The organism is Novosphingobium sp. (genome assembly GCF_041905565.1).
Taxonomy (GTDB): Bacteria; Pseudomonadota; Alphaproteobacteria; order Sphingomonadales; family Sphingomonadaceae; genus Novosphingobium.
In genome coordinates, this window is the sequence record NZ_JAYRKX010000001.1 from 373,366 (window position 1) to 392,188 (window position 18,823).

Here is an 18,823-nt window from a genome sequence, read left to right on the forward strand (position 1 = left end):
CCGGGATAGTGGCAAGCCCTTGAAGACGTGGCAATGACTCTAGTCGCGGTGGGCCGCAATCAGGAATTCTACATTGCCTTCAGGGCCTTTGATCGGGCTTTCCACAATTCCCTGGACCTGCCAGCCCAGCCCTTCGATCCAGCCTTGCACCTCGTCGCAGACGCGCTGGTGCAGCGCGGGATCGCGCACCACCCCGCCCTTGCCCACTTCGGCGCGGCCAACCTCGAACTGCGGCTTGATCAGCGCGACCAGCTGGCACGGGCTGGCGGCGAGGCGCAGCGGCACGTCCAGCACCTTGGCCAGCGAGATGAAGCTGGCATCGCACACCACCCAGGTGCACGGCCGGTCGATCAATTCGGGCGTCAGAATGCGGGCGCTGGTCTGTTCCAGCACGGTGACGCGCGGGTCCTGACGCAGCTTCCAGGCAAGCTGGTTGGTGCCCGAATCGACCGCGAAGACATGCGCCGCGCCCTTGCTCAGCAGCACGTCGGTAAAGCCGCCCGTCGAACTGCCGATGTCCATTGCGGTGACGCCCGCCGGGTCGAGCCCGAAATGCTCGATCGCGTGGGCCAGCTTGATCCCGCCGCGCGACACCCACGGATGATCGCGCCCGCGCAGCTCCAGCGGGGCATCGGCGGCAATCGCCTGCCCGGGCTTCGCGATCTTGGCTTCGCCGCTGAACACCAGCCCGGCCAGGACCACCGCCTGCGCGCGGCTGCGGCTTTCCACCAGGCCGCGATCGACCAGCAACTGATCGACGCGGGCCTTGCCCACCTTGGCCTTGGATGGATTGGTCATATCGTTCCGGGGGTTGTGATGCGCTGCGCCTCATTCCATAGGGAAGCGATGAAGGCAATCGCGCGCTCCGAATGGCCCCTCGCGCTGGCTGCGGCCGGCATGGCCCTGCTGCTGCTCGGATCGTGCAGCGCGCCGCCCCCGCCCCAGCCGATTCGCGCGCCTGCACCGGTGCCGGCGCCCGCACCGCCGCCGCCGCCCGCTCCCCTGCCGCGCCCGACCGACTGGCGCGACATCATGCCCCCGCCCGGCACCTGGCGCTGGGCCATGGCTGCTGGCCGATCGACCGCGCACTATGTCGCGGCAGACGGCGCCGCGCTGGCCAGCCTGACCTGCGACCGTGCTGGCGGGCAAGTGCTGCTGGGCCGCGCTGGCACTGCGAACGGACAGGTCGCGATGGGCGTATCGACCACCGGGGCGGGCCACCGCCCCCTGCTGTCGAACCCCCAGGCCGGGGGCAGCGGCTGGATCGTCGCCACGATCCCGGCGCGCGACCGGGTGCTGGATGCCATGGCCTTTTCGCGCGGGCGGTTCCTGCTCGACGTGGCGGGGCAGACGCCGCTGGCTCTGCCCAGCTGGCCCGAGGTCAGCCGGGTGATCGAGGATTGCCGATAACGGTGGAAAACCGGGCCAAAGCGCGCCGGAAGCCTCGAATTCTGACGCCGAAAAAAAACTTTGCAAGACTTGTTGTGCCGCGCGGAATCAGACACACCTAAGCACAAGGACGCGGCGGTTCAGACTGCTTCGTCCCAGCCCCCGAGAGGGGGCGTCTTTGGCTCAAACAGCGCGAAAGGAGGTGACCGATGTCTCATGGTTCAGCAGGGAGGTCGGTAATCCGCAGCGCGAGGCATTATCGCTGAGTTTCGATCTGGCGATAAAGGCTTCGTGAGCGGCGCTTCCGGCCGCTGACCATGTGAAGGGCTGCTTCCGGATTGACCGGGGCAGCCCTTCTCATATCCGGGCGAGTTACCAGCGGACTGACAGTTCGGCGACCACGGGCCGCGCCGCGCGCAGCCGGGCATCGCTGGATGCCAGGGTCACTTCGCCGCTGATCCCATTGGGATAGTCATCCATCGGGCTGGGTTCGAACCGGATCGACAGGTTGCAGCCGCCCGGCAGGCTATCCAGCTTGCCCCCGGCCAACTCGTTGACATAGCCGCCATAGTTCCACCCGAACCCGTAAAGCTTGAACGGCTTGCCGTTGACCTGCTGGACCCGCGCCAGGCCATCGCCCAGCCGCAGCCCGCCGGCCGTCCAGCGCGATTGGCCGACGATTCGCACGCTGGATACGGTGTGGGCCTGGTCATCGGTCAGGATCAGTTCCAGCCGCCGCGCCGGATCGGCCGGCCACAGGACGATGCCGTCCAGTTCCTCGCCCTCGGCCCCGGCGATCTTGTCCCGCACCGCCGCCGCGCCGAAGCGCTGGCGCACCGTGGCAAAGGTGTCCTTCGGGCCAACCGGCAATGAACAGGTCACGGCCTGGCTGACGGGCTTGGCCGGGACAGCGCGTTTGGCCGGGGCGGCCTGCGCGGGGGCCGACAGGGCAGCCAGCAAGGCAAGGACGACAATTCGGGACATGGGCAGGCTCCATCCAGGGTGATGACCCAGCATGCCGCCCCTTGGCCTTTGCCGCAATTGGCCCTATCACAACAGGACAACAAATTGGGGTTCATTTATTTCATTGCGCTTGCCTTGTTGGTAATTTTCATTCAAGGCGCCCGTTCCATTCAGCCTAGGGATCCGTCTGCCATGTCCGCCTCCTTGCCTTTCGCCCATGCGCCCCACCCCGCCCCCACGGCGGCCGCGGTCCGGGCAGAGGTACTGGCGAACCCCGGTTTCGGCACCCGTTTCACCGATCACATGGTCTCGATCGACTGGAGCGAGGACAAGGGCTGGCACGATGCGCAGGTCCTGCCCTATGGCCCGATCCCGCTCGATCCCGCCGCTTCGGTGCTGCACTACGCCCAGGAAATCTTCGAAGGGCTGAAGGCCTATCGCCACCCCGACGGGTCGATGGCGCTGTTCCGCCCCGATGCCAACGCCCGGCGCTTCAACGCCTCGGCCAAGCGGCTGGCCATGCCGGAACTGCCCGAAGACCTGTTCGTCGAGGCGATCCACCAGCTGGTGCGCGCTGACAAGGACTGGTTCCCCACGGTCGAGGGCGGCTCGCTCTACCTGCGCCCGTTCATGATCGCGACCGAGGCGTTCCTCGGCGTGCGCCCGGCCAAGCAGTACAAGTTCCTGGTTATCGCCAGCCCGGCCGGCAACTATTTCAAGAGCGGCGCGCCCGCCGTGTCGATCTGGGTGTCGGACTATACCCGCGCGGCCCCCGGCGGCACCGGCGCGGCCAAGTGCGGCGGCAACTATGCCGCCAGCCTGGTCCCCACCGCCGAAGCCTTTGCCCAGGGGCATGACCAGGTGCTGTTCCTCGATGCCGCCGAACACAAGTGGATCGAGGAACTGGGCGGCATGAACCTGTTCTTCGTGTTTGCCGATGGCAGCCTGATCACCCCGCCGCTGACCGGCACCATCCTGCCCGGCATCACCCGCGACAGCCTGCTGACCCTGGCGCGCGAGGAAGGCCTGAACGTGCGCGAGGAACGCTACAGCCTGGACCAGTGGCGCGCCGATGCCGCCTCGGGCCAGCTGGTCGAAGTGTTCGCCTGCGGCACCGCCGCGGTGGTCACCCCGGTGGGCAAGGTGGCCGATCGCGGCGGCGAATTCACCATCGGTTCGGGCGGCCCCGGCCAGCTGACCGGCAAGCTGAAAGCCCGGCTCACCGCGATCCAGCGCGGCGAAGCGCCGGACAGCCATGGGTGGGTTTCCGTACTGGACTGATCGGCTTGCCTGCGGCACCCTGCCGCGATGCAACCGCTTGATCGCCGCCGTTTCCTGAGCGCCACCAGCGCTGCCTTCGGCGCGCTCGCCCTGGCCAATTGCGGCAGCGGCGGATCGAGCGGGGCGAGCGGCGGCGGCGCTGCGGGCGGCGGCACTGTGCCCGGTCCCAGCCCCACGCCCGCGCCGATCGGCTATGGCGCGCTCCAGCCGGATGCGGCGGGCCTGCTCGACCTGCCGGCGGGCTTTTCCTACCGCGTACTCTCCCGCGTGGGCGACACGATGAGCGACGCGCTGCGCGTGCCCGACAATTTCGACGGGATGGGCTGTTTCGCCCTTCCCGGCGGCAAGCTGGCGCTGGTCCGCAACCACGAGCTTTCGCCCGGCGCGGACGGCGGCGGCGCGCTGCCGGCAGGCTATGACGCGACCAGCGCCGGCACGGTCCTGCCCGGCGGCACCACAACGCTGGTGCTCGATGCCGCGACACTGGCGGTGGAACGGCAGTTCCGCTCGCTCACCGGCACGATCCGCAACTGCGCCGGGGGCGTGACGCCGTGGGGCACCTGGCTGACCTGCGAGGAGGACACCACCCCGCCCGGCAGCGTCCAGCGCGATCACGGCTATGTCTTCGAAGTGCCCGCCGCCGCCAGCGGAGCGGTCAGCGCCGTGCCGCTGAAGGCGATGGGCCGGTTTCGCCACGAAGCCGCCGTGGTCGATCCCGCCAGCGGCGCGGTCTACCTGACCGAGGATCAGGGCGACGGCCTGCTCTATCGCTTCCTGCCCGCCAGCCCCGGCAACCTGGCGGCCGGCGGGCGGCTTCAGGCCTTGGCCATGCCGGCCGGGGCGACCACCGATGCACGCAACTGGACCAGCCAGGATTTCACCGCCGGGCAATGGCACGCGGTGCGCTGGGTGGACCTGACCGATCCCGAAAGCCCGGCGGACGACCTGCGCCAGCGCGGTCTGGCCCAAGGCGCGCTGCGCTTTGCCCGGGGTGAAGGGATCCACATGGGCGTGGGCGAGCTGTACTTCATCAGCACGTCTGGCGGGCAGGCCCAGCTTGGGCAGGTCTGGCGGCTGTCCTTGGCCGCCGGGGCGGAGCGGTTGCAGCTGTTCTACGAAAGCCGCGACGCCAGGGAGTTCTTCTACGGCGACAACGTCACCATCGCGCCGGACGGCCAGCTGCTGATCTGCGAGGACCAGCCGACCAGCCCGCTCGACAACCATGTGCGCGGACTGACCCGCACCGGCCAGCCGTTCACCCTCGCCCGGCTGCGCCTGCAGACCGAGCTGGCCGGGGCCTGTTTTTCTCCCGATGGCAAGGTGCTGTTCCTCAACGCCTACAGCCCGGGCCGGACCTTTGCGATCACCGGGCCCTGGCAGCACCTTTAGGGTAAAGGCGGCGCGGAACCTGCCGCCCCCACACCTGCACCGTCACCCCGGGCCTGACCCGGGGTCCAGCTTCCTTCCCGCCGCAGCAAAGAACAGCTGGACCCCGGGGCAAGCCCGGGGTGACGACAAAGGGAGAGGCAGCCGTTCCGTTGCTTCGGAATTTGCCTCCGCAGCCTAAAAGATCAGCCGCCCTTCCCCGAACACCAGCGATGCGGCGCTGGTGTCGTTGGCGCCGCGAAAGCCCTTCACGCCCAGCGCTTCGCGCGCTTCGGCCGGGGTCAGGTGGAGGTAGTCCTCCCAGCGGACAGTGAACAGGCAGGCGCTCTGCGCGCCGACTTCGTAGCCGTGGCTGAAGTTGTGCCAGACCTGCGGCCAGGCCTGAGGATAGTGCAGCATGGTGCGCATCAGCCACGGGAAAGTGACCAGGGTGTTGGTCACCAGCAGTTCCCCCGCCAGCTCCGCGCCAATGTGGGCGAACATGTTGCCGCTGCGCAGCCCGGCGGGAAAGGCTTCGGACACGGCGTCGAAGCCGACTTCGCCGATCAGGTGGTCGAAATCGTGGGTCTGTCCGGTGCGCAGGGTGAAATAGTCGAGATCGGCCGCCGGCGCCCAATTCGGATCCTCGCGCCGCTGGGGCAGCAGTTCCAGCGTCAGGTTCAGCCGGACCATCTGGTCGTGCAACTGGCGGCCCAGCGATCCCGGCGCATATTCACCCAGATCGGCGACCGAATAGGTCGAGATGAAGCGGTCGGCAAACCAGCGGTCCAGCGCCGGGTTGACCTGCCGTTCGGCCTGGATCAGCCGGTCGACATGGTCGCGGCCCCGCACCCGGTCGATCGCGGCGACCATGCTGCCCAGATCGTCCACCAGCGGATGGTCCGCGCCGTTGCGGCGCAGGCATTCGGTAGTCACCCAGTCGCGGATGCGCGGCTCGTTCAGCCAGCGCGACGAACTGACCAGCACGCTGCTGGCCGTCGGCACGTGGCGCCGCCCGTCAAGGAATTCCACCGTATCCGCCATGTCCGCCTCCTCCGCGCCCGACCCGCGCCGGGATCGGAGGGGCGCGGCGCGCTGTCAATCAGCGGGATCGGACATTGTGAACAGGCCGGGCTGCAAAACGCGGCCTACTTGCCCACCTTGCCCCGCGCGGCGGCAAATTCGCTGCCGGGCTTCCAGCTGGGCCAGCGGCTTGAATTGGCAAGGTCCGTGGCGATCGCGCCGAGCAGCTCGATATCCTGCACCGCGCCGTCGAGGTTCCACTTTGCGTCCCAGGCATCGCAGGCCTGGTGATAGCAGCGCCCGGTATAGTCATCGATCCACGCCTGCCCCGCGAGGCGTCCGCCTTCGACAATGTCGGAGGCCCCCGCCAGGCTCATCATCAAGAGCACCGGCACCCCGCGCTTGGCGAAGGGGAAATGGTCAGCCCGGTAGAACAGCCCGCGTTCCGGCAGGTTTTCGGGCGTGATCGTGCGGCCCTGCTTGGTGGCGAAGGCAAGCAGCTCGTCCTCCATGCTCGACTGGCCCTTGCCGATCAGCACCACGTCGCGCGCGCGCCCGGCGGTCTGCAACACGTCGATGGTCAGGTTGGCGACGGTCTTGTCCATCGGATAGACCGGGTCCTGGGCATAGGCTTCGCTGCCCAGCAGCCCGCGTTCCTCTGCCGTCCAGAACCCGAACACCACAGAGCGTTGCGGGGCGGGTCCGGCCACCATGCGCCGGGCAATCTCCAGCACCCCGGCCACGCCCAGCGCATCATCGTTCGCGCCCGCGCGGTAGATCCGGCCCTGCGCATCGGGCGCGCCCTGGCCATAGGCGTCCCAGTGCGCGCCGAGCATGACCACCTCGTCCGCACGCTTGGTGCCGGGCAGGCGTGCCAGCACGTTCTGGCTGGTCACCACTTCGTGCGCCGAAGGGATTGCGGCGGACAGCGTGACGCCCTCCAACGGCACCGGCTTGAACTTCGCGCTGCGCGCCGCGACGCGCAGCTTGGCCAGGTCCAGCCCAGCCATGGCGAACAGCTTGTCCGACACATCGTGCGAGAGCCAGCCCTGCAGCGCCAGGCTGGTCTGGCTGCCGTCCTTGCGGACCAGGCCATAGTTTTCGCCGCCCGGGCTGGTCACGACGTTCCAGCCATAGCCGACCCCTTCGGCATCGTGGACGATCAGCGCCGCCACCGCCCCGCGCCGGGCGGCTTCCTCGAACTTGTAGGTCCAGCGGCCGTAATAGGTCATCGTCCTGCCGCCGAACTTGCCCCAGACCTTCTCGTCATGGTCTGCGGCGAAATCGGGGTCGTTGATCAGGAACACCGCGACCTTGCCCTGGAGGTCCTGGCCCTTGAAATCGTCCCACTTGCGTTCCGGCGCGGAGACGCCGTGGCCGACGAAGACCAGCGGCGCATTGGCGACCCGCGCCACATCGTCGGCGCGCAGGGTGGACAGATAGGTGTCGGTCCCCAGCTTCAGCGGCAGCGCGCCCTGCGGCGTCGCCAGTTCCAGTTGCTGCGGCTGGCCCAGCCGGGTGTGAAGCAAGGGCACCTGTTGGACCCATTTGCCGTCCGGCCCGCCCGGCTGCAGCCCCAGCGCCTGAAACCGCCCGACGAGGTAGCCGACCGTCCGTTCCTCGCCCAGGGTGCCGGGGGCGCGGCCCTGGAACCAATCGTCGGTCATGGTCCGGACCGTGGCGGTCAGATTGGCGGGATCGATGGCGTCCTGGGCCATGGCGGGCGCAGCGCAGGCCAGCGCGGCGAACATCAGCAGGTGCTTGGTCATGCCGCCTGAACTAGCGCCTGCGCAGCGCCGCGCAACCGCGATTGTGCGCGGCGATGAAACATCGCAATGTTCCCTCTTGCGAACCCGTCGCACGACGCGCATTTAGGCGTAGTAACTTACAAAATTTGCGAGAGGAACTTCCCCATGGCCGATGCCGAATATGTCCCGCCGCCAGTCTGGGTCTGGGACAAGTCCAACGGCGGGCAATTCGCCAATATCAACCGCCCCACCGCCGGCGCGCAGACCGAAAAGGAACTGCCGGTGGGTGCACATCCCTTCCAGCTCTATTCGCTGGGCACGCCCAATGGCCAGAAGGTCACGATCATGCTGGAAGAACTGCTCGCGGCGGGCCACGCCGGGGCGGAATACGATGCCTGGATGATCAACATCGGCCAGGGCGACCAGTTCGGCTCGGGCTTCGTCGCGCTCAACCCCAACAGCAAGATCCCGGCGATGTGCGACCGTAGCGGCGACCAGCCGCTGCGCCTGTTCGAAAGCGGGGCGATGCTGCTGCACCTGGCGGACAAGTTCGGCGCCTTCATCCCGCAGGACCTGGCGGGCCGCACCGAATGCACCTGCTGGCTGATGTGGCAGATGGGCAGCGCGCCGTTCATCGGCGGCGGCTATGGCCACTTCTACCACTATGCGCCGGTCAAGATCGAATATGCGATCAACCGCTATGCGATGGAAACCAAGCGCCTGTTCGACGTGGCCAACAACCGCCTGCGCGAGGCACGGTTCCTGGCGGGTGACGACTATTCGATCGCCGACATGGCCGCCTTTACCTGGCTGGGCAATCTCTACACCGGGATCGCCTATGGCAACACGCGCGAGTTCCTGGAACTGGAGCAGTACGAGGCGGTCGGCCGCTGGGTTGGCGAAATCGCCGCCCGCCCGGCGGTGCAGCGCGGCCGGGTGGTCAACACCCAGCGCATGCCCGAACGCCACAGCGCGGCCGATTTCGACGGCGTCGAACTGATCGTCTAAACCCCCTTCCCAAGCCAGCGCGGCCTGCCTATAGGCCGCGCTCCCGCTGGGGCGTCGCCAAGTGGTAAGGCACCGGTTTTTGGTACCGGCATTCGCAGGTTCGAATCCTGCCGCCCCAGCCAGCATTTCCTGCATTTCCAGCCAATTCGCCGCGCCCGGCGCGCCTGGCCCAGGCTGTGCGCCGCACGCGCGGCTACGGCCTTTTCCCTATGCCTGCCTAACACAAATGCAGCCCCGCGCGCCTATGCCGGGGCACGGCAAACAAACAGGGTTAGCAGGCGCAAGATGTTGAAAAAGATCGCCCCTTCGCAAGTCGAACTGGGCATGTTCATCCACAAGCTGGAAGGGAGCTGGCTGAAGCATCCGTTCTGGAAATCGCGGTTCCTGCTGGACGACACGCAGACCCTGGCGGACCTGCGCCACAGCGAGATCGACGCCGTGGTGATCGACATTGCCAAGGGCCGCGACGTGGAACCGCGCCCGCGCGGCGAAGCGGGCGAAGCCCCGGTGCGGCGGGTCTTCTCGCCCCCCGCACAGGCTCCGGCCGCGCGCCGCCGCCCGCTGGTCAGCCATGACGACAAGCCCGACTTCGCCTCTACCGCGCGCACCGGCATGGCCCGCGAATTCGGCATGGCCCAGACCGTGGCGAAGCGCGGCGAGAAGCTGGTCAGCAAGGTGTTCCTGTCGAGCCGGCTGGGCAAGGCGGTCAACGCCACCGAGGTTGAGCCGGTGATTTCCGACATCTTCGCCTCGGTCCAGCGCAACCCGCACGCCTTCAACGGGCTGATGCGGTGCAAGCGCGACAACCAGTTCATCTACCAGCATTCGCTGGCGGTCAGCGCGCTGATGATCTCGCTGGGCAAGACGATGAAGCTGGGGCCGATGATGATCCGCAATGCCGGCATGGCCGGGCTGCTGCTGGATGTCGGGATCGGCCACCTGCCGATCAACCTTGACGAATGCAACGGCGACTACCGCGACTTCGGCGACGCCCTGCTGCGCAACCACACCACGCTGGGCTACGATTACCTGCGCATGGGCGGCGACATCCCCGAGGAGGTCGCGCTGGTGGCCTTGCAGCACCACGAACGGATGGACGGTTCTGGCTATCCCGCCGGGCTGCGCGGCGACCAGATCAGCGTGCTGTCACGCATGGCCGCGATCTGCGACACCTATGACATGCTGGTAACCGATTCGAACCAGCGGCGCGGGCTCGACCCGGCCACCGCGATTGTCGAACTGTCGGAAATGGACGGCAAGTTCGATCGCGAGATCCTGGCCGCCTTTGTCGAGGCGGTCGGTGCCTATCCGATCGGTTCGGTGGTGCGCCTGGCGTCGGACCGCCTGGCGCTGGTGGTCGATCAGGACCCGGCGGATCACCGCATGCCGCGCGTGCGCACGTTCTATTCGGTCGCGCTGCGCAAGATGATCCAGCCGGAAGACATCCAGCTGGCCCATTGCTTCGGCCGCGACAGTGTGGTCGGCATGGCCGATCCCGAGGTCTATGGCATCGCCGATTTCGCCAAGCTGCGGCTGCGGCTGTTCACCGCCGCGAGCAAGGCGGCGGGCTAGGCAGGCCCCGACCGTCCCCCTTCGTCACCCCGGGCTTGACCCGGGGTCCAGCTGTTGATGCCAAAACCGCGCCCCGAGCAAAGCTGGCCCCCGGGTCAAGCCCGGGGTGACGGTTCTGGTTCGGATGGTTGGCCCGTCAGTCCGCCACCACCGGCAAATAGATCGCGCTGGCATCGGCCTCGCCCCATTTCACCGTCTGCGTCGCCTTCTTGTAGGCCGCAGGCGGCGCATCGAAGATCGAGGGCACCCAGGTCTGCGGGTTGCGATCATACAGCGGATACAGGCTGGACTGCACTTGCACCATGATGCGGTGGCCCGGCTTGAACACGTGGTTGACGCTCGGCAAGTTCCACCCGAAGCGATAGGTTGCCCCCGGGGTCAGCGGCATCGGCTTGTCGAACCCGCCCACATAGCGCCCCCGGAAAATCTCGATCCCCACGGCCAGCTGGTAACCGGCCATCACCGGGTTCGCGCTCTTCTCGTCCGGGCCAACGTCGATCAGCTTGACCACCCAGTCGCTATCCTGCCCGCTGGTCGCGGCGTGCAGGTCGACGCGCGGCGCGCCCTTGATGTGGACCGGCGTGTCCAGCACCGGCGTGACATAGCTCAGCACGTCCGGGCGCCCATCGACAAAGCGCTGGTCCTGCACCAGCCAGGTGCGCCATTCATCCCCGTCCATCCGGATCGGGCGCGGCAGAAACGGCACGGGCTTGGCCGGATCGGAAACATAGTCATCCGCCCCGGCCTGCTGCGGCCGGGTGAACGACAGGCCGAAATCCTCGGTCAGGTAGAGCGGGGTTTCGGTGCCTGCCGGCCACTTGGCGTCCACCTCCCAGCGGTTCGCGCCGGTGGCATAAGTGACGGCGGCAGGCATCGCCGGGCACGGCTGCGGATTGCTTTTCACCCGGCAGTCGAAGAACGGCTTGATCCAGTTAAGGCGGAACTGCAGCGCGGTATCGCCTTCGAATTTCAGCGGCCCCAGGCTCGAACCTTCGTAATTCGCGCCGGAATGGCGCCACGGCCCGATCCCCAGCATGATCGGCGCATCGGGCTGTGCGGCCTTGATCGCCTTGAATACCGCCGGGGCGCCATAGCTGTCCTCCTGGTCCCACTGCCCCAGCATGACCAGCGTCGGCACGGTCAGCTTGCGTTTGGCCAGCAGCTTGTCGACCGCCTGTTCCTGCCAGTAGCTGTCATAGGCGGGGTGCTCCATCATCTTGCGCACCACCGGCAGGTTCTCGATCCCCCACAGCCGCGCATAGCCCGCCGATGATCCGGCCTTGAGGTAGCTGACATATTCATCGCCCGTGCCCATCGGCACGCTGCCACCGCCCTTCTCGACCATCTGGCTCAGCGCGAAATCGAAGCCGAAGGTGCGGAAAGCGCCGTTGTGGAACCAGTCATCCCCCATCCAGCCATCGACCATCGGCGATTGCGGCACCGCCGCCTTCAGCGCCGGGTGCGGGTCGATCAGGCTCATCAGCGTGGTGAAGCCCAGGTAGGACGAACCGATCGTCGCGACCTTGCCGTTGGCTTCGGGCACGTTCTTCACCAGCCAGTCGATCGTGTCATAGGCGTCGGTGGCGTGATCGACCTTGGTCTTGTTGAGCGGCCCGCGCAGCGGCCGGGTCATCACGTAATCGCCCTGCGATTTATACATCCCGCGAATGTCCTGATAGACGCGGATATAGCCATCGTTGACGAACGGCGCGTCCATTACCGGCAGGATCTCCTCGATCTTCTGGCTGCGGTTGCGGCTGGTCGCGGCAGTGGCATTATAGGGCGTGCGGCTGAGCAGGATCGGCCCGTCCTTGGTCCCCTTGCGCATCACGATCACAGTGAACAGCTTGGTCCCGTCGCGCATCGGCACCATCACTTCGCGGCGGATGTAATCGGCCTGCGGGCGCACCCATTCGTAACTGGGGGTCTTGTCGCTCGCCATCGGATCAAGCGGCGCGGGCGGCGGGGCGATCTGGCCCATCAGCGGCAGGGCGGCGGCAATCAACAACAGGGCGGCAGGCTTGCGCATGATAACTCCATGAAAGGAAACACGACCAAGGCTAGCAGCTTTGTTGCGCTTGAGAAGGCGCGCGCGCTGGCTATTCTGCGAACGACAAGGAGAAGACGATGCGTGCAGTCCAGGCAGTGATCCACCAGACCGGCGGCCCCGAAGTGATCCAGTGGCAGGAGGTCGATCTGCCCGCCCCCGGCCCCGGCGAAGCGCTGATCCGGCACGAGGCGGTCGGCCTCAACTTCATCGACACCTACCTGCGCACCGGACTGTATCCCTCGCGCCTGCCCGGCGGGCTGGGGTTCGAAGCCGCCGGAGTGATCGAGGCGGTGGGCGAAGGGGTGAGCCACCTCAAGCCCGGGATGCGTGCGGCCAGCTTTGGCGGCGCGCCCGGCGCCTATGCCACGGCGCGGATCGTCAAGGCGGCGGACCTGCTGCCCCTGCCCGACAATATCGACAGCCGCACCGCCGCCGCCATCTTGCTGAAAGGCGCGACCGTGGAAATGCTGGCGGAACGCTGCGCCCCGCTCAAGCCCGGCGAATGGGCGCTGGTCCCGGCGGCGGCGGGCGGCGTCGGGCAACTGCTGCTGCAATGGCTGAAAGCGCGCGGGGTGCGGGTGATCGGCACGGTAGGCAGTGCGGACAAGGTTGAACTGGCCCGCGCGTGCGGGGCCGAGGAAGTGTTTCTTTCGGACGATCCCGATCTGGTCGCCAAGGTTCGCGACCTGACCGACCGGCGCGGGGTGCGCGCCAGCTATGACGGCGTCGGCGCGGCCAGTTGGCAGACCTCGCTCGACTGCACGGGACCGCGCGGGATCATTGCCAGCTTCGGCAATGCCAGCGGCCCGGTGACCGGCGTTGCCCTGCGCGACCTGCAGGTGCGCGGCTCGCTGTTCGTCACCCGCCCCGGGGTCTACGATTATTACAAACTACCCGAGGAAGCGCAGGCCGGCGCGGCGCGGCTGTGGGAAATGGTCGGCTCGGGCGCGGTCAAGGTGACCGTGGGGCAAACCTATCCGCTGCTCGACGCCGCCCAGGCCCACCGTGACCTGGAGGCGCGGCGGACCACCGGATCGACCCTGCTGCTGCCCTGACCAGCAGAACAATTTTGCAGCGCGGCCCTTGAACCGGGGCCCCGGCATGGACATAGGAAAAAGATGAGCGACACCCCCGACAAGCCCGAAAAGGGCGAAAAGAGCACCTGGACCGGCAAGGCCGCCCTGGCCGGCGCGGCGATTGGCTCGGCCGCGCTGGCTGCCGCGCTGCTCTATGCCTCGCGCCGCAAGAAGGGCGACGCCAAGGCTTCCCCCAACGACGCACCGGAGACCGATTGATGGAACCCCTCAAGGAAGTATCCGGCCGCGCGATCCCGTTCGGGCGCAAGAACGTCGATACCGACGTGATCATCCCGGCCAAGTGGCTCAAGACCATCACGCGCGAGGGCATGGGCCGCGGCGCCTTCGAAACCCTGCGCGAAGATCCCGATAACCTGTTCGATTCGGCTGAGTTCAAGGGCTCGCCGATCCTGATCGCGGGGGACAATTTCGGCTGCGGCTCCAGCCGCGAACACGCCGCCTGGGCGCTGCTCGACCTCGGCATCACCGCCGTGATCGCTCCCAGCTTTTCCGACATCTTCTCGGGCAACGCGTTCAAGAACGGGATCCTCACCGTGGTCCTGCCGCAGGAGGCGGTCGACCGGCTGATGGAAGTCGCGCAGACCGATCCGATCACCATCGATCTGGAACACCAGGTCGTCACCACCCCTTTCCAGGACCGCTTCACTTTCGAAATCGATCCGTTCCGCAAGCACTGCCTGCTCAACGGCCTTGACGAAGTGGGCCTGACCCTTGCGCGCGGCGACGCTATCGCCGCCTATGAAAACAAGGCTTCGGGCGAGCTGTCATGGCTGGCCCGGCCGCAGGGAGTACAAGCAGCATGAAGGCACTGCGCAGCCACGCGGCGGGGGGTCCCGAAACCCTGACGCTCGATGAAGTCGTCAGCCCCGAGCCCGGCCCCGGCCAGGTCCGCGTGCGGGTCAAGGCCTGCTCGGTCAACTTTCCCGACGTCCTGATCATCCAGGACCTCTACCAGTTCAAGCCGCCGCGGCCGTTCTCGCCCGGCGGCGAAGCCAGCGGGATCGTCGATGCCGTGGGCGAAGGCGTCACCGCCTGGAAGGTTGGCGACCGCGTGATCGCCAGCACCGGCAGCGGCGCGATGTGCGAGGAAATCGTGGTCGATGCCGCGCGGCTGTGGCCGCTGCCCGATGGCGTCAGCTTCGAAACCGGCGCTTCGCTGATCATGACCTATGGCACCAACATGCATGGCCTGCTCGATCGCGGCAAGCTCAAGGAGGGGGATACCCTGCTGGTGCTGGGCGCGGCCGGCGGCGTCGGCCTGGCGGCGGTGGAACTGGGCAAGGCCTATGGCGCGCGGGTGATCGCCGCCGTTTCCAGCGAGGAAAAGGGCGCGGTTGCGCGCGAACACGGCGCGGACGACGTGGTGGTCTATCCTTATGGCCCGCTCGACAAGGACCAGTCCAAGGCGCTGGCCGATGCGTTCAAGGCCGCCTGCGGCCCGAACGGCGCGGACGTGGTCTATGACATCATCGGCGGCGACTATTCCGAACCCGCGCTGCGCTCGATCGCCTGGGAAGGCCGGTTCTGCGTGGTCGGCTTCACTGCCGGTATTCCCAAGCTGCCGCTCAACCTGACGCTGCTGAAAAGCTGCGACGTGTGCGGCGTGTTCTGGGGCGCCTGGGTGGCGCGCGAACCCAAGGCCAACGCCGCCCACATCGCCAAGCTGTTCGAACTGCTCAAAGCTGGCAAGATCAGCCCGCGCGTCTCGGCAACCTTCCCGCTCGAACGCGGCGGTGAAGCCATTGCCCTGCTCGCCAGCCGCAAGGCGGTGGGCAAGGTCGTGGTGACGATGGACTGACCCTGCCGCCTCGGCCCTTGCCTCTGCCGGTGCGGCGTGTAAGGGCTGCGGCGATTCCTTCCGGTGCGGTGCCCGGCCCACATTGCCGGGCCCCGCACCGACCGTTGAACCCGAAGAGGCCCAAATGACCGATTTCAACGACCGCGAGCGCGCCGAAGAAGCCAAGTTCGCCCATGACGAGGAAATGCACTTCCGCATCCAGGCCCGCCGCAACCGGCTGCTGGGCCAGTGGGCGGCCGAACGCATGGGCCTCTCCGCGGTCGAAGCGGAAGCCTATGCCAAGAGCGTGGTCCAGGCCGATTTCGAGGAAGCGGGCGACGAGGACGTGATCCGCAAGCTGCTGGGCGATCTGGTCTCGGCCGGGCTCGACGTCAGCGAAGCCGACGTGCGCGCCGCGCTCGACGCCAAGGCGGTCGAAGCCAAGCGCATGCTGATGGGCGAAGGCTGACCCGCGATGGGCATGCCCGCCTCCGAAATCGAGGCGCTGATCAAGGCCGCGCTGCCCGACGCCCAGGTCACCATGACCGACCTGGCCGGCGATAACGATCACTGGGCCGCCCACGTGGTCTCCGCCGCCTTTGCCGGCAAGCCGCGGATTGCCCAGCACAAGCTGGTCTATGCCGCCCTTGGCGATCGCATGGGCGGCGAACTGCACGCCTTGCAACTGACCACCGCCGTCCCCAATTGAGGCGGCGAGGAGAATAACGCATGTCCGACGCCCAGACCCGCATTGCGGATATCGTCAACACCAATCCGGTGGTGCTGTTCATGAAAGGCACCCCGCTGTTCCCGCAGTGCGGCTTTTCCAGCCGCGCCGTGGCGATCCTCGATCACCTCGGCGTGCCCTATGAAAGCGTCGACGTGCTCCAGGACATGGAAGTGCGCCAGGGGATCAAGCAGTTCTCCGAATGGCCGACCATCCCCCAGCTCTACGTGCAGGGTGAATTCGTCGGCGGCAGCGACATCATGATGGAAATGTTCGAAGCTGGCGAACTGCAACAGCTGATGGCCGACGCGGGCCTCGCCCAGGGCTGATCCCCCCGCCCCACTTGCCGCAATTCACCGCAGGCGCGCAGCAATGCGCGCCTGTTTGCGTTTGTGCCGGTGCTGTCTGGGTGGGAGTTCTCGGGGAGGCGGGGCCGCGGAGACCAGGAGGCGGCCCCGCCTCAGTCGAGACTGCTTGGGGGTGCCAGCTACTATGCAGGCACCGTGCCAAATTTCGAATTGCGTTGTTTTTCAGGAAATTGTCATTTTTCACCCCTGAACGGAGCGCCGCACCTGTAAGATTTTCCGACAAGGCCCGATCGAAAAAGGCCTAATTTGCGCTTGGCAAAGCGCCGGGCCTATTTCACTCTGCGCGGCGAGATGGATGTCAAAGCAATCTTCGATACCGGCGGCGAAGCGCCCCCGGCCACGCCCGCCGCCACGCTGGTGATCTTCCGCAACGATCCGGCAGGCGGACCGCCGCAACTGCTGATGGTCGAACGATCCGCCAGCATGACCTTTGCCGGCGGGGCAGCGGTGTTTCCGGGCGGACGGGTTGACGAGGCGGACCGCACGTTCGCCCTGGCGCTGGGCGCCTCCGATGATGACGCGCGCGACGAGCTCGCCGCACGGATCGCCGCCGTGCGCGAAACGCTGGAGGAAACGGGCCTTGCCGTCGGCATCCGCCAGCGCGCCACTCTGGACGAGGCGCGCCGCGCCCGCGCCCTGCTGCTCGAAGGAGGCGAACTCGCCCCGGTGCTGACCGAGATGGCCTGGGAACTGGACCTTGAAATGCTGGTGCCCTTCGCCCGCTGGCGGCCCAAGCACCGCGAAGTGCGCGTGTTCGACACCCGCTTCTACCTGGCCGACCTCGGCACCGGCGCGGTCGAACTGCTGGTCGATTCGACCGAGAACACCCACCTGTTCTGGGCCAGCGCGCAAGGGGCGCTCGATCTGGCCGATAGCGGCAAGATCAAGGTGATCTTTCCGACCCGCCGCAATCTGGAACGGCTCGCGCAGTTCCACAGCTTCGACGATGCCCTGGCCCATGTCGCGGTGTTCCCCAGCCAGATGATCACGCCGTTCATGGAACTGCGCGATGGCGAACCCTGGCTGATGATTCCGGGCGAAACCGGCTATCCGGTGCTGGGCGAAAAGCTGGAAACCGCCGCACGCGGCTAAGAAAAGACCCCCTCATGCGCATTCGCACGAGGGGGCTGTAGGTGCCGGCGGCAGAAGGGCCACCGCCGGTCGGGTCGCAACACCGGACTAGGGTAATATGCGTTCCGCTTACTGTGACGGAAGTCACAAGCCTGCGCCCGAAGTGCTATTTTCGCGGAAAAGTTGCGCTGATAGAGCCGTTTCGGTTCATTTTGACGCAGATCGGTGCCGAAAAACCGCATCGCCCCTGTCAGGCGGCAAGGTCTGGCGCGCCCGGCAGGATTGACGCCGCCCCTTGCGGGTCGGCGCCGTCTCCGCCCCTTGCGGGGCTCCGACTCCGAAAGTTCGAACCTTTGAGGACCCGCCAGACCCCGCCCCCCCCGCGGGGCGGCCCCGGGGGGCGCGCCCGGCCGGGGTCGAACCGGCGCCCCCCCGCTTAGAAGGCAGGTGCTCTATCCAGCTGAGCTACGGGCGCGCGCGGGTGCCCTCATAGGCAGGGTTTGCGCGGCGTGCAAACGGGGTTAGGCTGGTTTTCATGACCCAAGCCCTTTCCCGCCTCGATGGCCAGGCCGGCGCGCGCCGGCATTTCCGCTATTTCGACTACCTGATGGCGGCCTTCGTCGCGATCCTGCTGCTGTCGAACCTGATCGGGGCAAGCAAGCTGGCCACGGTCCAGGGCTTTACCTTTGGCGCGGGGATCCTGTTCTTCCCGATCAGCTATGTCCTGGGTGACGTGCTGACCGAAGTCTACGGCTATGCCAATGCCCGCCGCTGCGTGTGGACCGGCTTTGCCGCGCTGCTGTTCATGGCCTTCATGAGCTTTGTCGTGGTCGCCATGCCGCCCGCCGCCGGGTGGGATGGGCAAGCCGCCTATGAAAGCGTGTTCGGCAACACCTGGCGGATCGTCGCCGCATCGGTGCTGGCGTTCTGGGCGGGCGAATTCGTCAACAGCTTCGTCATGGCCAGGATGAAATTGCTGACCGGCGGCCGGCACCTGTGGAGCCGCACGATCGGCTCGACCGTGTTCGGCCAGGCGGTCGACAGTCTGATCTTCTACCCCATCGCCTTCTTCGGGATCTGGTCGACCCAGCAGGTGCTGACCGTGATGGTCACCAACTGGCTGCTGAAAGTGCTGTGGGAAGCGCTACTGACGCCGGTGACCTATGCCGTGGTCGGCTGGTTCAAGGCGCGCGAAGGCGTCGACGTATTCGACGACGGCACCGATTTCTCGCCCTTTGCCAAGGCGGATGCGGTTTAGGGTCAGGCCCCATGCACCGCACCTTCGAGGCGGCAGAATGGCGAACATATCGGGCGGAAATTCCCGCCGGGAAGGCTGGTTGCCTTTCCAAGGGAATTTTCGTTCGAGATGGAAGCCATTCTGCCG

General features: G+C 67.0%; 19 protein-coding genes and 2 tRNA genes. 15 read left to right on the forward strand and 6 right to left on the reverse strand.

Going from position 1 to position 18,823, the window contains the following annotated elements:
* Window positions 1-39 precede the first annotated feature (39 nt).
* Window positions 40-798, reverse strand: coding sequence for a TlyA family RNA methyltransferase (locus tag ACE3N9_RS01840; RefSeq protein WP_374280277.1), 759 nt, complete (start codon window positions 796-798; stop codon window positions 40-42).
* 48 nt (window positions 799-846) lie between these two features.
* Between ACE3N9_RS01840 and ACE3N9_RS01845 the strand changes: the two genes are divergently transcribed.
* Complete coding sequence (locus ACE3N9_RS01845) at window positions 847-1,410, forward strand: hypothetical protein (protein ID WP_374280279.1); 564 nt, start codon at window positions 847-849, stop codon at window positions 1,408-1,410.
* A 351-nt stretch (window positions 1,411-1,761) separates the two neighbouring features.
* On the opposite strand, the gene ACE3N9_RS01850 is transcribed toward ACE3N9_RS01845, so the two are convergent.
* Window positions 1,762-2,373, reverse strand: a complete 612-nt coding sequence (locus tag ACE3N9_RS01850; RefSeq protein WP_374280280.1) for a hypothetical protein — start codon at window positions 2,371-2,373, stop codon at window positions 1,762-1,764.
* Window positions 2,374-2,544: 171 nt separating this feature from the next.
* Between ACE3N9_RS01850 and ACE3N9_RS01855 the strand changes: the two genes are divergently transcribed.
* Both ACE3N9_RS01855 and ACE3N9_RS01860 read left to right on the forward strand, forming a co-directional pair.
* Complete coding sequence (locus ACE3N9_RS01855; protein WP_374280282.1) at window positions 2,545-3,633, forward strand: branched-chain amino acid aminotransferase; 1,089 nt, start codon at window positions 2,545-2,547, stop codon at window positions 3,631-3,633.
* 27 nt (window positions 3,634-3,660) lie between these two features.
* Entirely contained in the window at window positions 3,661-5,022 is a 1,362-nt protein-coding gene (locus tag ACE3N9_RS01860; protein ID WP_374280284.1) for an alkaline phosphatase PhoX, read from the forward strand.
* A 174-nt stretch (window positions 5,023-5,196) separates the two neighbouring features.
* Here the strand turns inward: ACE3N9_RS01860 and ACE3N9_RS01865 are convergent, their stop codons facing one another.
* Together ACE3N9_RS01865 and ACE3N9_RS01870 are read right to left on the reverse strand one after the other, a co-directional pair.
* A complete protein-coding gene (locus tag ACE3N9_RS01865; RefSeq protein ID WP_374280286.1) occupies window positions 5,197-6,042 on the reverse strand; it encodes a hypothetical protein in 846 nt (281 codons plus the stop codon).
* A 104-nt stretch (window positions 6,043-6,146) separates the two neighbouring features.
* Window positions 6,147-7,790: a M20/M25/M40 family metallo-hydrolase gene (locus ACE3N9_RS01870; RefSeq protein ID WP_374280288.1), complete on the reverse strand. Its 1,644-nt coding sequence runs from the start codon at window positions 7,788-7,790 to the stop codon at window positions 6,147-6,149.
* 144 nt (window positions 7,791-7,934) lie between these two features.
* Between ACE3N9_RS01870 and yghU the strand changes: the two genes are divergently transcribed.
* From yghU to ACE3N9_RS01885, 3 genes are all read left to right on the forward strand, one after another.
* Complete coding sequence (yghU, locus tag ACE3N9_RS01875; protein ID WP_374280290.1) at window positions 7,935-8,777, forward strand: glutathione-dependent disulfide-bond oxidoreductase; 843 nt, start codon at window positions 7,935-7,937, stop codon at window positions 8,775-8,777.
* 47 nt (window positions 8,778-8,824) lie between these two features.
* Window positions 8,825-8,899, forward strand: a tRNA-Gln gene (locus ACE3N9_RS01880).
* A 163-nt stretch (window positions 8,900-9,062) separates the two neighbouring features.
* Entirely contained in the window at window positions 9,063-10,349 is a 1,287-nt protein-coding gene (locus ACE3N9_RS01885; RefSeq protein WP_374280292.1) for an HD-GYP domain-containing protein, read from the forward strand.
* Window positions 10,350-10,485: 136 nt separating this feature from the next.
* Here the strand turns inward: ACE3N9_RS01885 and ACE3N9_RS01890 are convergent, their stop codons facing one another.
* Window positions 10,486-12,378 carry a CocE/NonD family hydrolase gene (locus ACE3N9_RS01890; protein ID WP_374280294.1) on the reverse strand — a complete coding sequence of 631 codons (1,893 nt, stop codon included), beginning with the start codon at window positions 12,376-12,378 and terminating at the stop codon, window positions 10,486-10,488.
* Window positions 12,379-12,476: 98 nt separating this feature from the next.
* On the opposite strand from ACE3N9_RS01890, the gene ACE3N9_RS01895 reads away from it, so the two are divergent.
* From ACE3N9_RS01895 to ACE3N9_RS01930, 8 genes are all read left to right on the forward strand, one after another.
* Complete coding sequence (locus ACE3N9_RS01895; protein WP_374280296.1) at window positions 12,477-13,454, forward strand: quinone oxidoreductase; 978 nt, start codon at window positions 12,477-12,479, stop codon at window positions 13,452-13,454.
* 63 nt (window positions 13,455-13,517) lie between these two features.
* Window positions 13,518-13,694, forward strand: coding sequence for a hypothetical protein (locus tag ACE3N9_RS01900; protein ID WP_374280298.1), 177 nt, complete (start codon window positions 13,518-13,520; stop codon window positions 13,692-13,694).
* Window positions 13,694-14,299: a 3-isopropylmalate dehydratase small subunit gene (gene leuD / locus ACE3N9_RS01905; RefSeq protein ID WP_374280300.1), complete on the forward strand. Its 606-nt coding sequence runs from the start codon at window positions 13,694-13,696 to the stop codon at window positions 14,297-14,299. Before ACE3N9_RS01900 ends, leuD begins: the two co-directional genes overlap by 1 nt.
* The gene (locus ACE3N9_RS01910; protein WP_374280302.1) at window positions 14,296-15,294 is read left to right on the forward strand and encodes an NADPH:quinone oxidoreductase family protein; all 999 of its coding nucleotides are present in this window, start codon (window positions 14,296-14,298) and stop codon (window positions 15,292-15,294) included. Before leuD ends, ACE3N9_RS01910 begins: the two co-directional genes overlap by 4 nt.
* A 124-nt stretch (window positions 15,295-15,418) precedes the next feature.
* Entirely contained in the window at window positions 15,419-15,742 is a 324-nt protein-coding gene (locus tag ACE3N9_RS01915) for a DUF1476 domain-containing protein (RefSeq protein WP_374280304.1), read from the forward strand.
* A 6-nt stretch (window positions 15,743-15,748) separates the two neighbouring features.
* Window positions 15,749-15,982, forward strand: a complete 234-nt coding sequence (locus tag ACE3N9_RS01920) for a BolA family protein (protein ID WP_374280306.1) — start codon at window positions 15,749-15,751, stop codon at window positions 15,980-15,982.
* A gap of 20 nt (window positions 15,983-16,002) precedes the next feature.
* A complete protein-coding gene (gene grxD, locus ACE3N9_RS01925) occupies window positions 16,003-16,329 on the forward strand; it encodes a Grx4 family monothiol glutaredoxin (protein WP_374280308.1) in 327 nt (108 codons plus the stop codon).
* 330 nt (window positions 16,330-16,659) lie between these two features.
* On the forward strand, window positions 16,660-17,460 hold the full coding sequence (locus tag ACE3N9_RS01930; protein ID WP_374280310.1) for an NUDIX domain-containing protein: 801 nt from the start codon (window positions 16,660-16,662) through the stop codon (window positions 17,458-17,460).
* 380 nt (window positions 17,461-17,840) lie between these two features.
* Here ACE3N9_RS01930 and ACE3N9_RS01935 read toward each other — a convergent pair.
* Window positions 17,841-17,914: transfer RNA gene (locus ACE3N9_RS01935), tRNA-Arg, on the reverse strand.
* 60 nt (window positions 17,915-17,974) lie between these two features.
* Between ACE3N9_RS01935 and ACE3N9_RS01940 the strand changes: the two genes are divergently transcribed.
* Complete coding sequence (locus tag ACE3N9_RS01940; protein WP_374280312.1) at window positions 17,975-18,697, forward strand: queuosine precursor transporter; 723 nt, start codon at window positions 17,975-17,977, stop codon at window positions 18,695-18,697.
* The last annotated feature ends 126 nt before the right edge of the window (window positions 18,698-18,823 follow it).

What these genes read in the sequence shown, in the direction of transcription:
- ACE3N9_RS01840 (WP_374280277.1), bottom strand. Translation starts at nt 798, where the DNA reads ATGACCAATCCATCCAAGGCCAAGGTGGGCAAGGCCCGCGTCGATCAG.
- ACE3N9_RS01845 (WP_374280279.1), top strand. Translation starts at nt 847, where the DNA reads ATGAAGGCAATCGCGCGCTCCGAATGGCCCCTCGCGCTGGCTGCGGCC.
- ACE3N9_RS01850 (WP_374280280.1), bottom strand. Translation starts at nt 2,373, where the DNA reads ATGTCCCGAATTGTCGTCCTTGCCTTGCTGGCTGCCCTGTCGGCCCCC.
- ACE3N9_RS01855 (WP_374280282.1), top strand. Translation starts at nt 2,545, where the DNA reads ATGTCCGCCTCCTTGCCTTTCGCCCATGCGCCCCACCCCGCCCCCACG.
- ACE3N9_RS01860 (WP_374280284.1), top strand. Translation starts at nt 3,661, where the DNA reads ATGCAACCGCTTGATCGCCGCCGTTTCCTGAGCGCCACCAGCGCTGCC.
- ACE3N9_RS01865 (WP_374280286.1), bottom strand. Translation starts at nt 6,042, where the DNA reads ATGGCGGATACGGTGGAATTCCTTGACGGGCGGCGCCACGTGCCGACG.
- ACE3N9_RS01870 (WP_374280288.1), bottom strand. Translation starts at nt 7,790, where the DNA reads ATGACCAAGCACCTGCTGATGTTCGCCGCGCTGGCCTGCGCTGCGCCC.
- yghU (WP_374280290.1), top strand. Translation starts at nt 7,935, where the DNA reads ATGGCCGATGCCGAATATGTCCCGCCGCCAGTCTGGGTCTGGGACAAG.
- ACE3N9_RS01885 (WP_374280292.1), top strand. Translation starts at nt 9,063, where the DNA reads ATGTTGAAAAAGATCGCCCCTTCGCAAGTCGAACTGGGCATGTTCATC.
- ACE3N9_RS01890 (WP_374280294.1), bottom strand. Translation starts at nt 12,378, where the DNA reads ATGCGCAAGCCTGCCGCCCTGTTGTTGATTGCCGCCGCCCTGCCGCTG.
- ACE3N9_RS01895 (WP_374280296.1), top strand. Translation starts at nt 12,477, where the DNA reads ATGCGTGCAGTCCAGGCAGTGATCCACCAGACCGGCGGCCCCGAAGTG.
- ACE3N9_RS01900 (WP_374280298.1), top strand. Translation starts at nt 13,518, where the DNA reads ATGAGCGACACCCCCGACAAGCCCGAAAAGGGCGAAAAGAGCACCTGG.
- leuD (WP_374280300.1), top strand. Translation starts at nt 13,694, where the DNA reads ATGGAACCCCTCAAGGAAGTATCCGGCCGCGCGATCCCGTTCGGGCGC.
- ACE3N9_RS01910 (WP_374280302.1), top strand. Translation starts at nt 14,296, where the DNA reads ATGAAGGCACTGCGCAGCCACGCGGCGGGGGGTCCCGAAACCCTGACG.
- ACE3N9_RS01915 (WP_374280304.1), top strand. Translation starts at nt 15,419, where the DNA reads ATGACCGATTTCAACGACCGCGAGCGCGCCGAAGAAGCCAAGTTCGCC.
- ACE3N9_RS01920 (WP_374280306.1), top strand. Translation starts at nt 15,749, where the DNA reads ATGGGCATGCCCGCCTCCGAAATCGAGGCGCTGATCAAGGCCGCGCTG.
- grxD (WP_374280308.1), top strand. Translation starts at nt 16,003, where the DNA reads ATGTCCGACGCCCAGACCCGCATTGCGGATATCGTCAACACCAATCCG.
- ACE3N9_RS01930 (WP_374280310.1), top strand. Translation starts at nt 16,660, where the DNA reads ATGGATGTCAAAGCAATCTTCGATACCGGCGGCGAAGCGCCCCCGGCC.
- ACE3N9_RS01940 (WP_374280312.1), top strand. Translation starts at nt 17,975, where the DNA reads ATGACCCAAGCCCTTTCCCGCCTCGATGGCCAGGCCGGCGCGCGCCGG.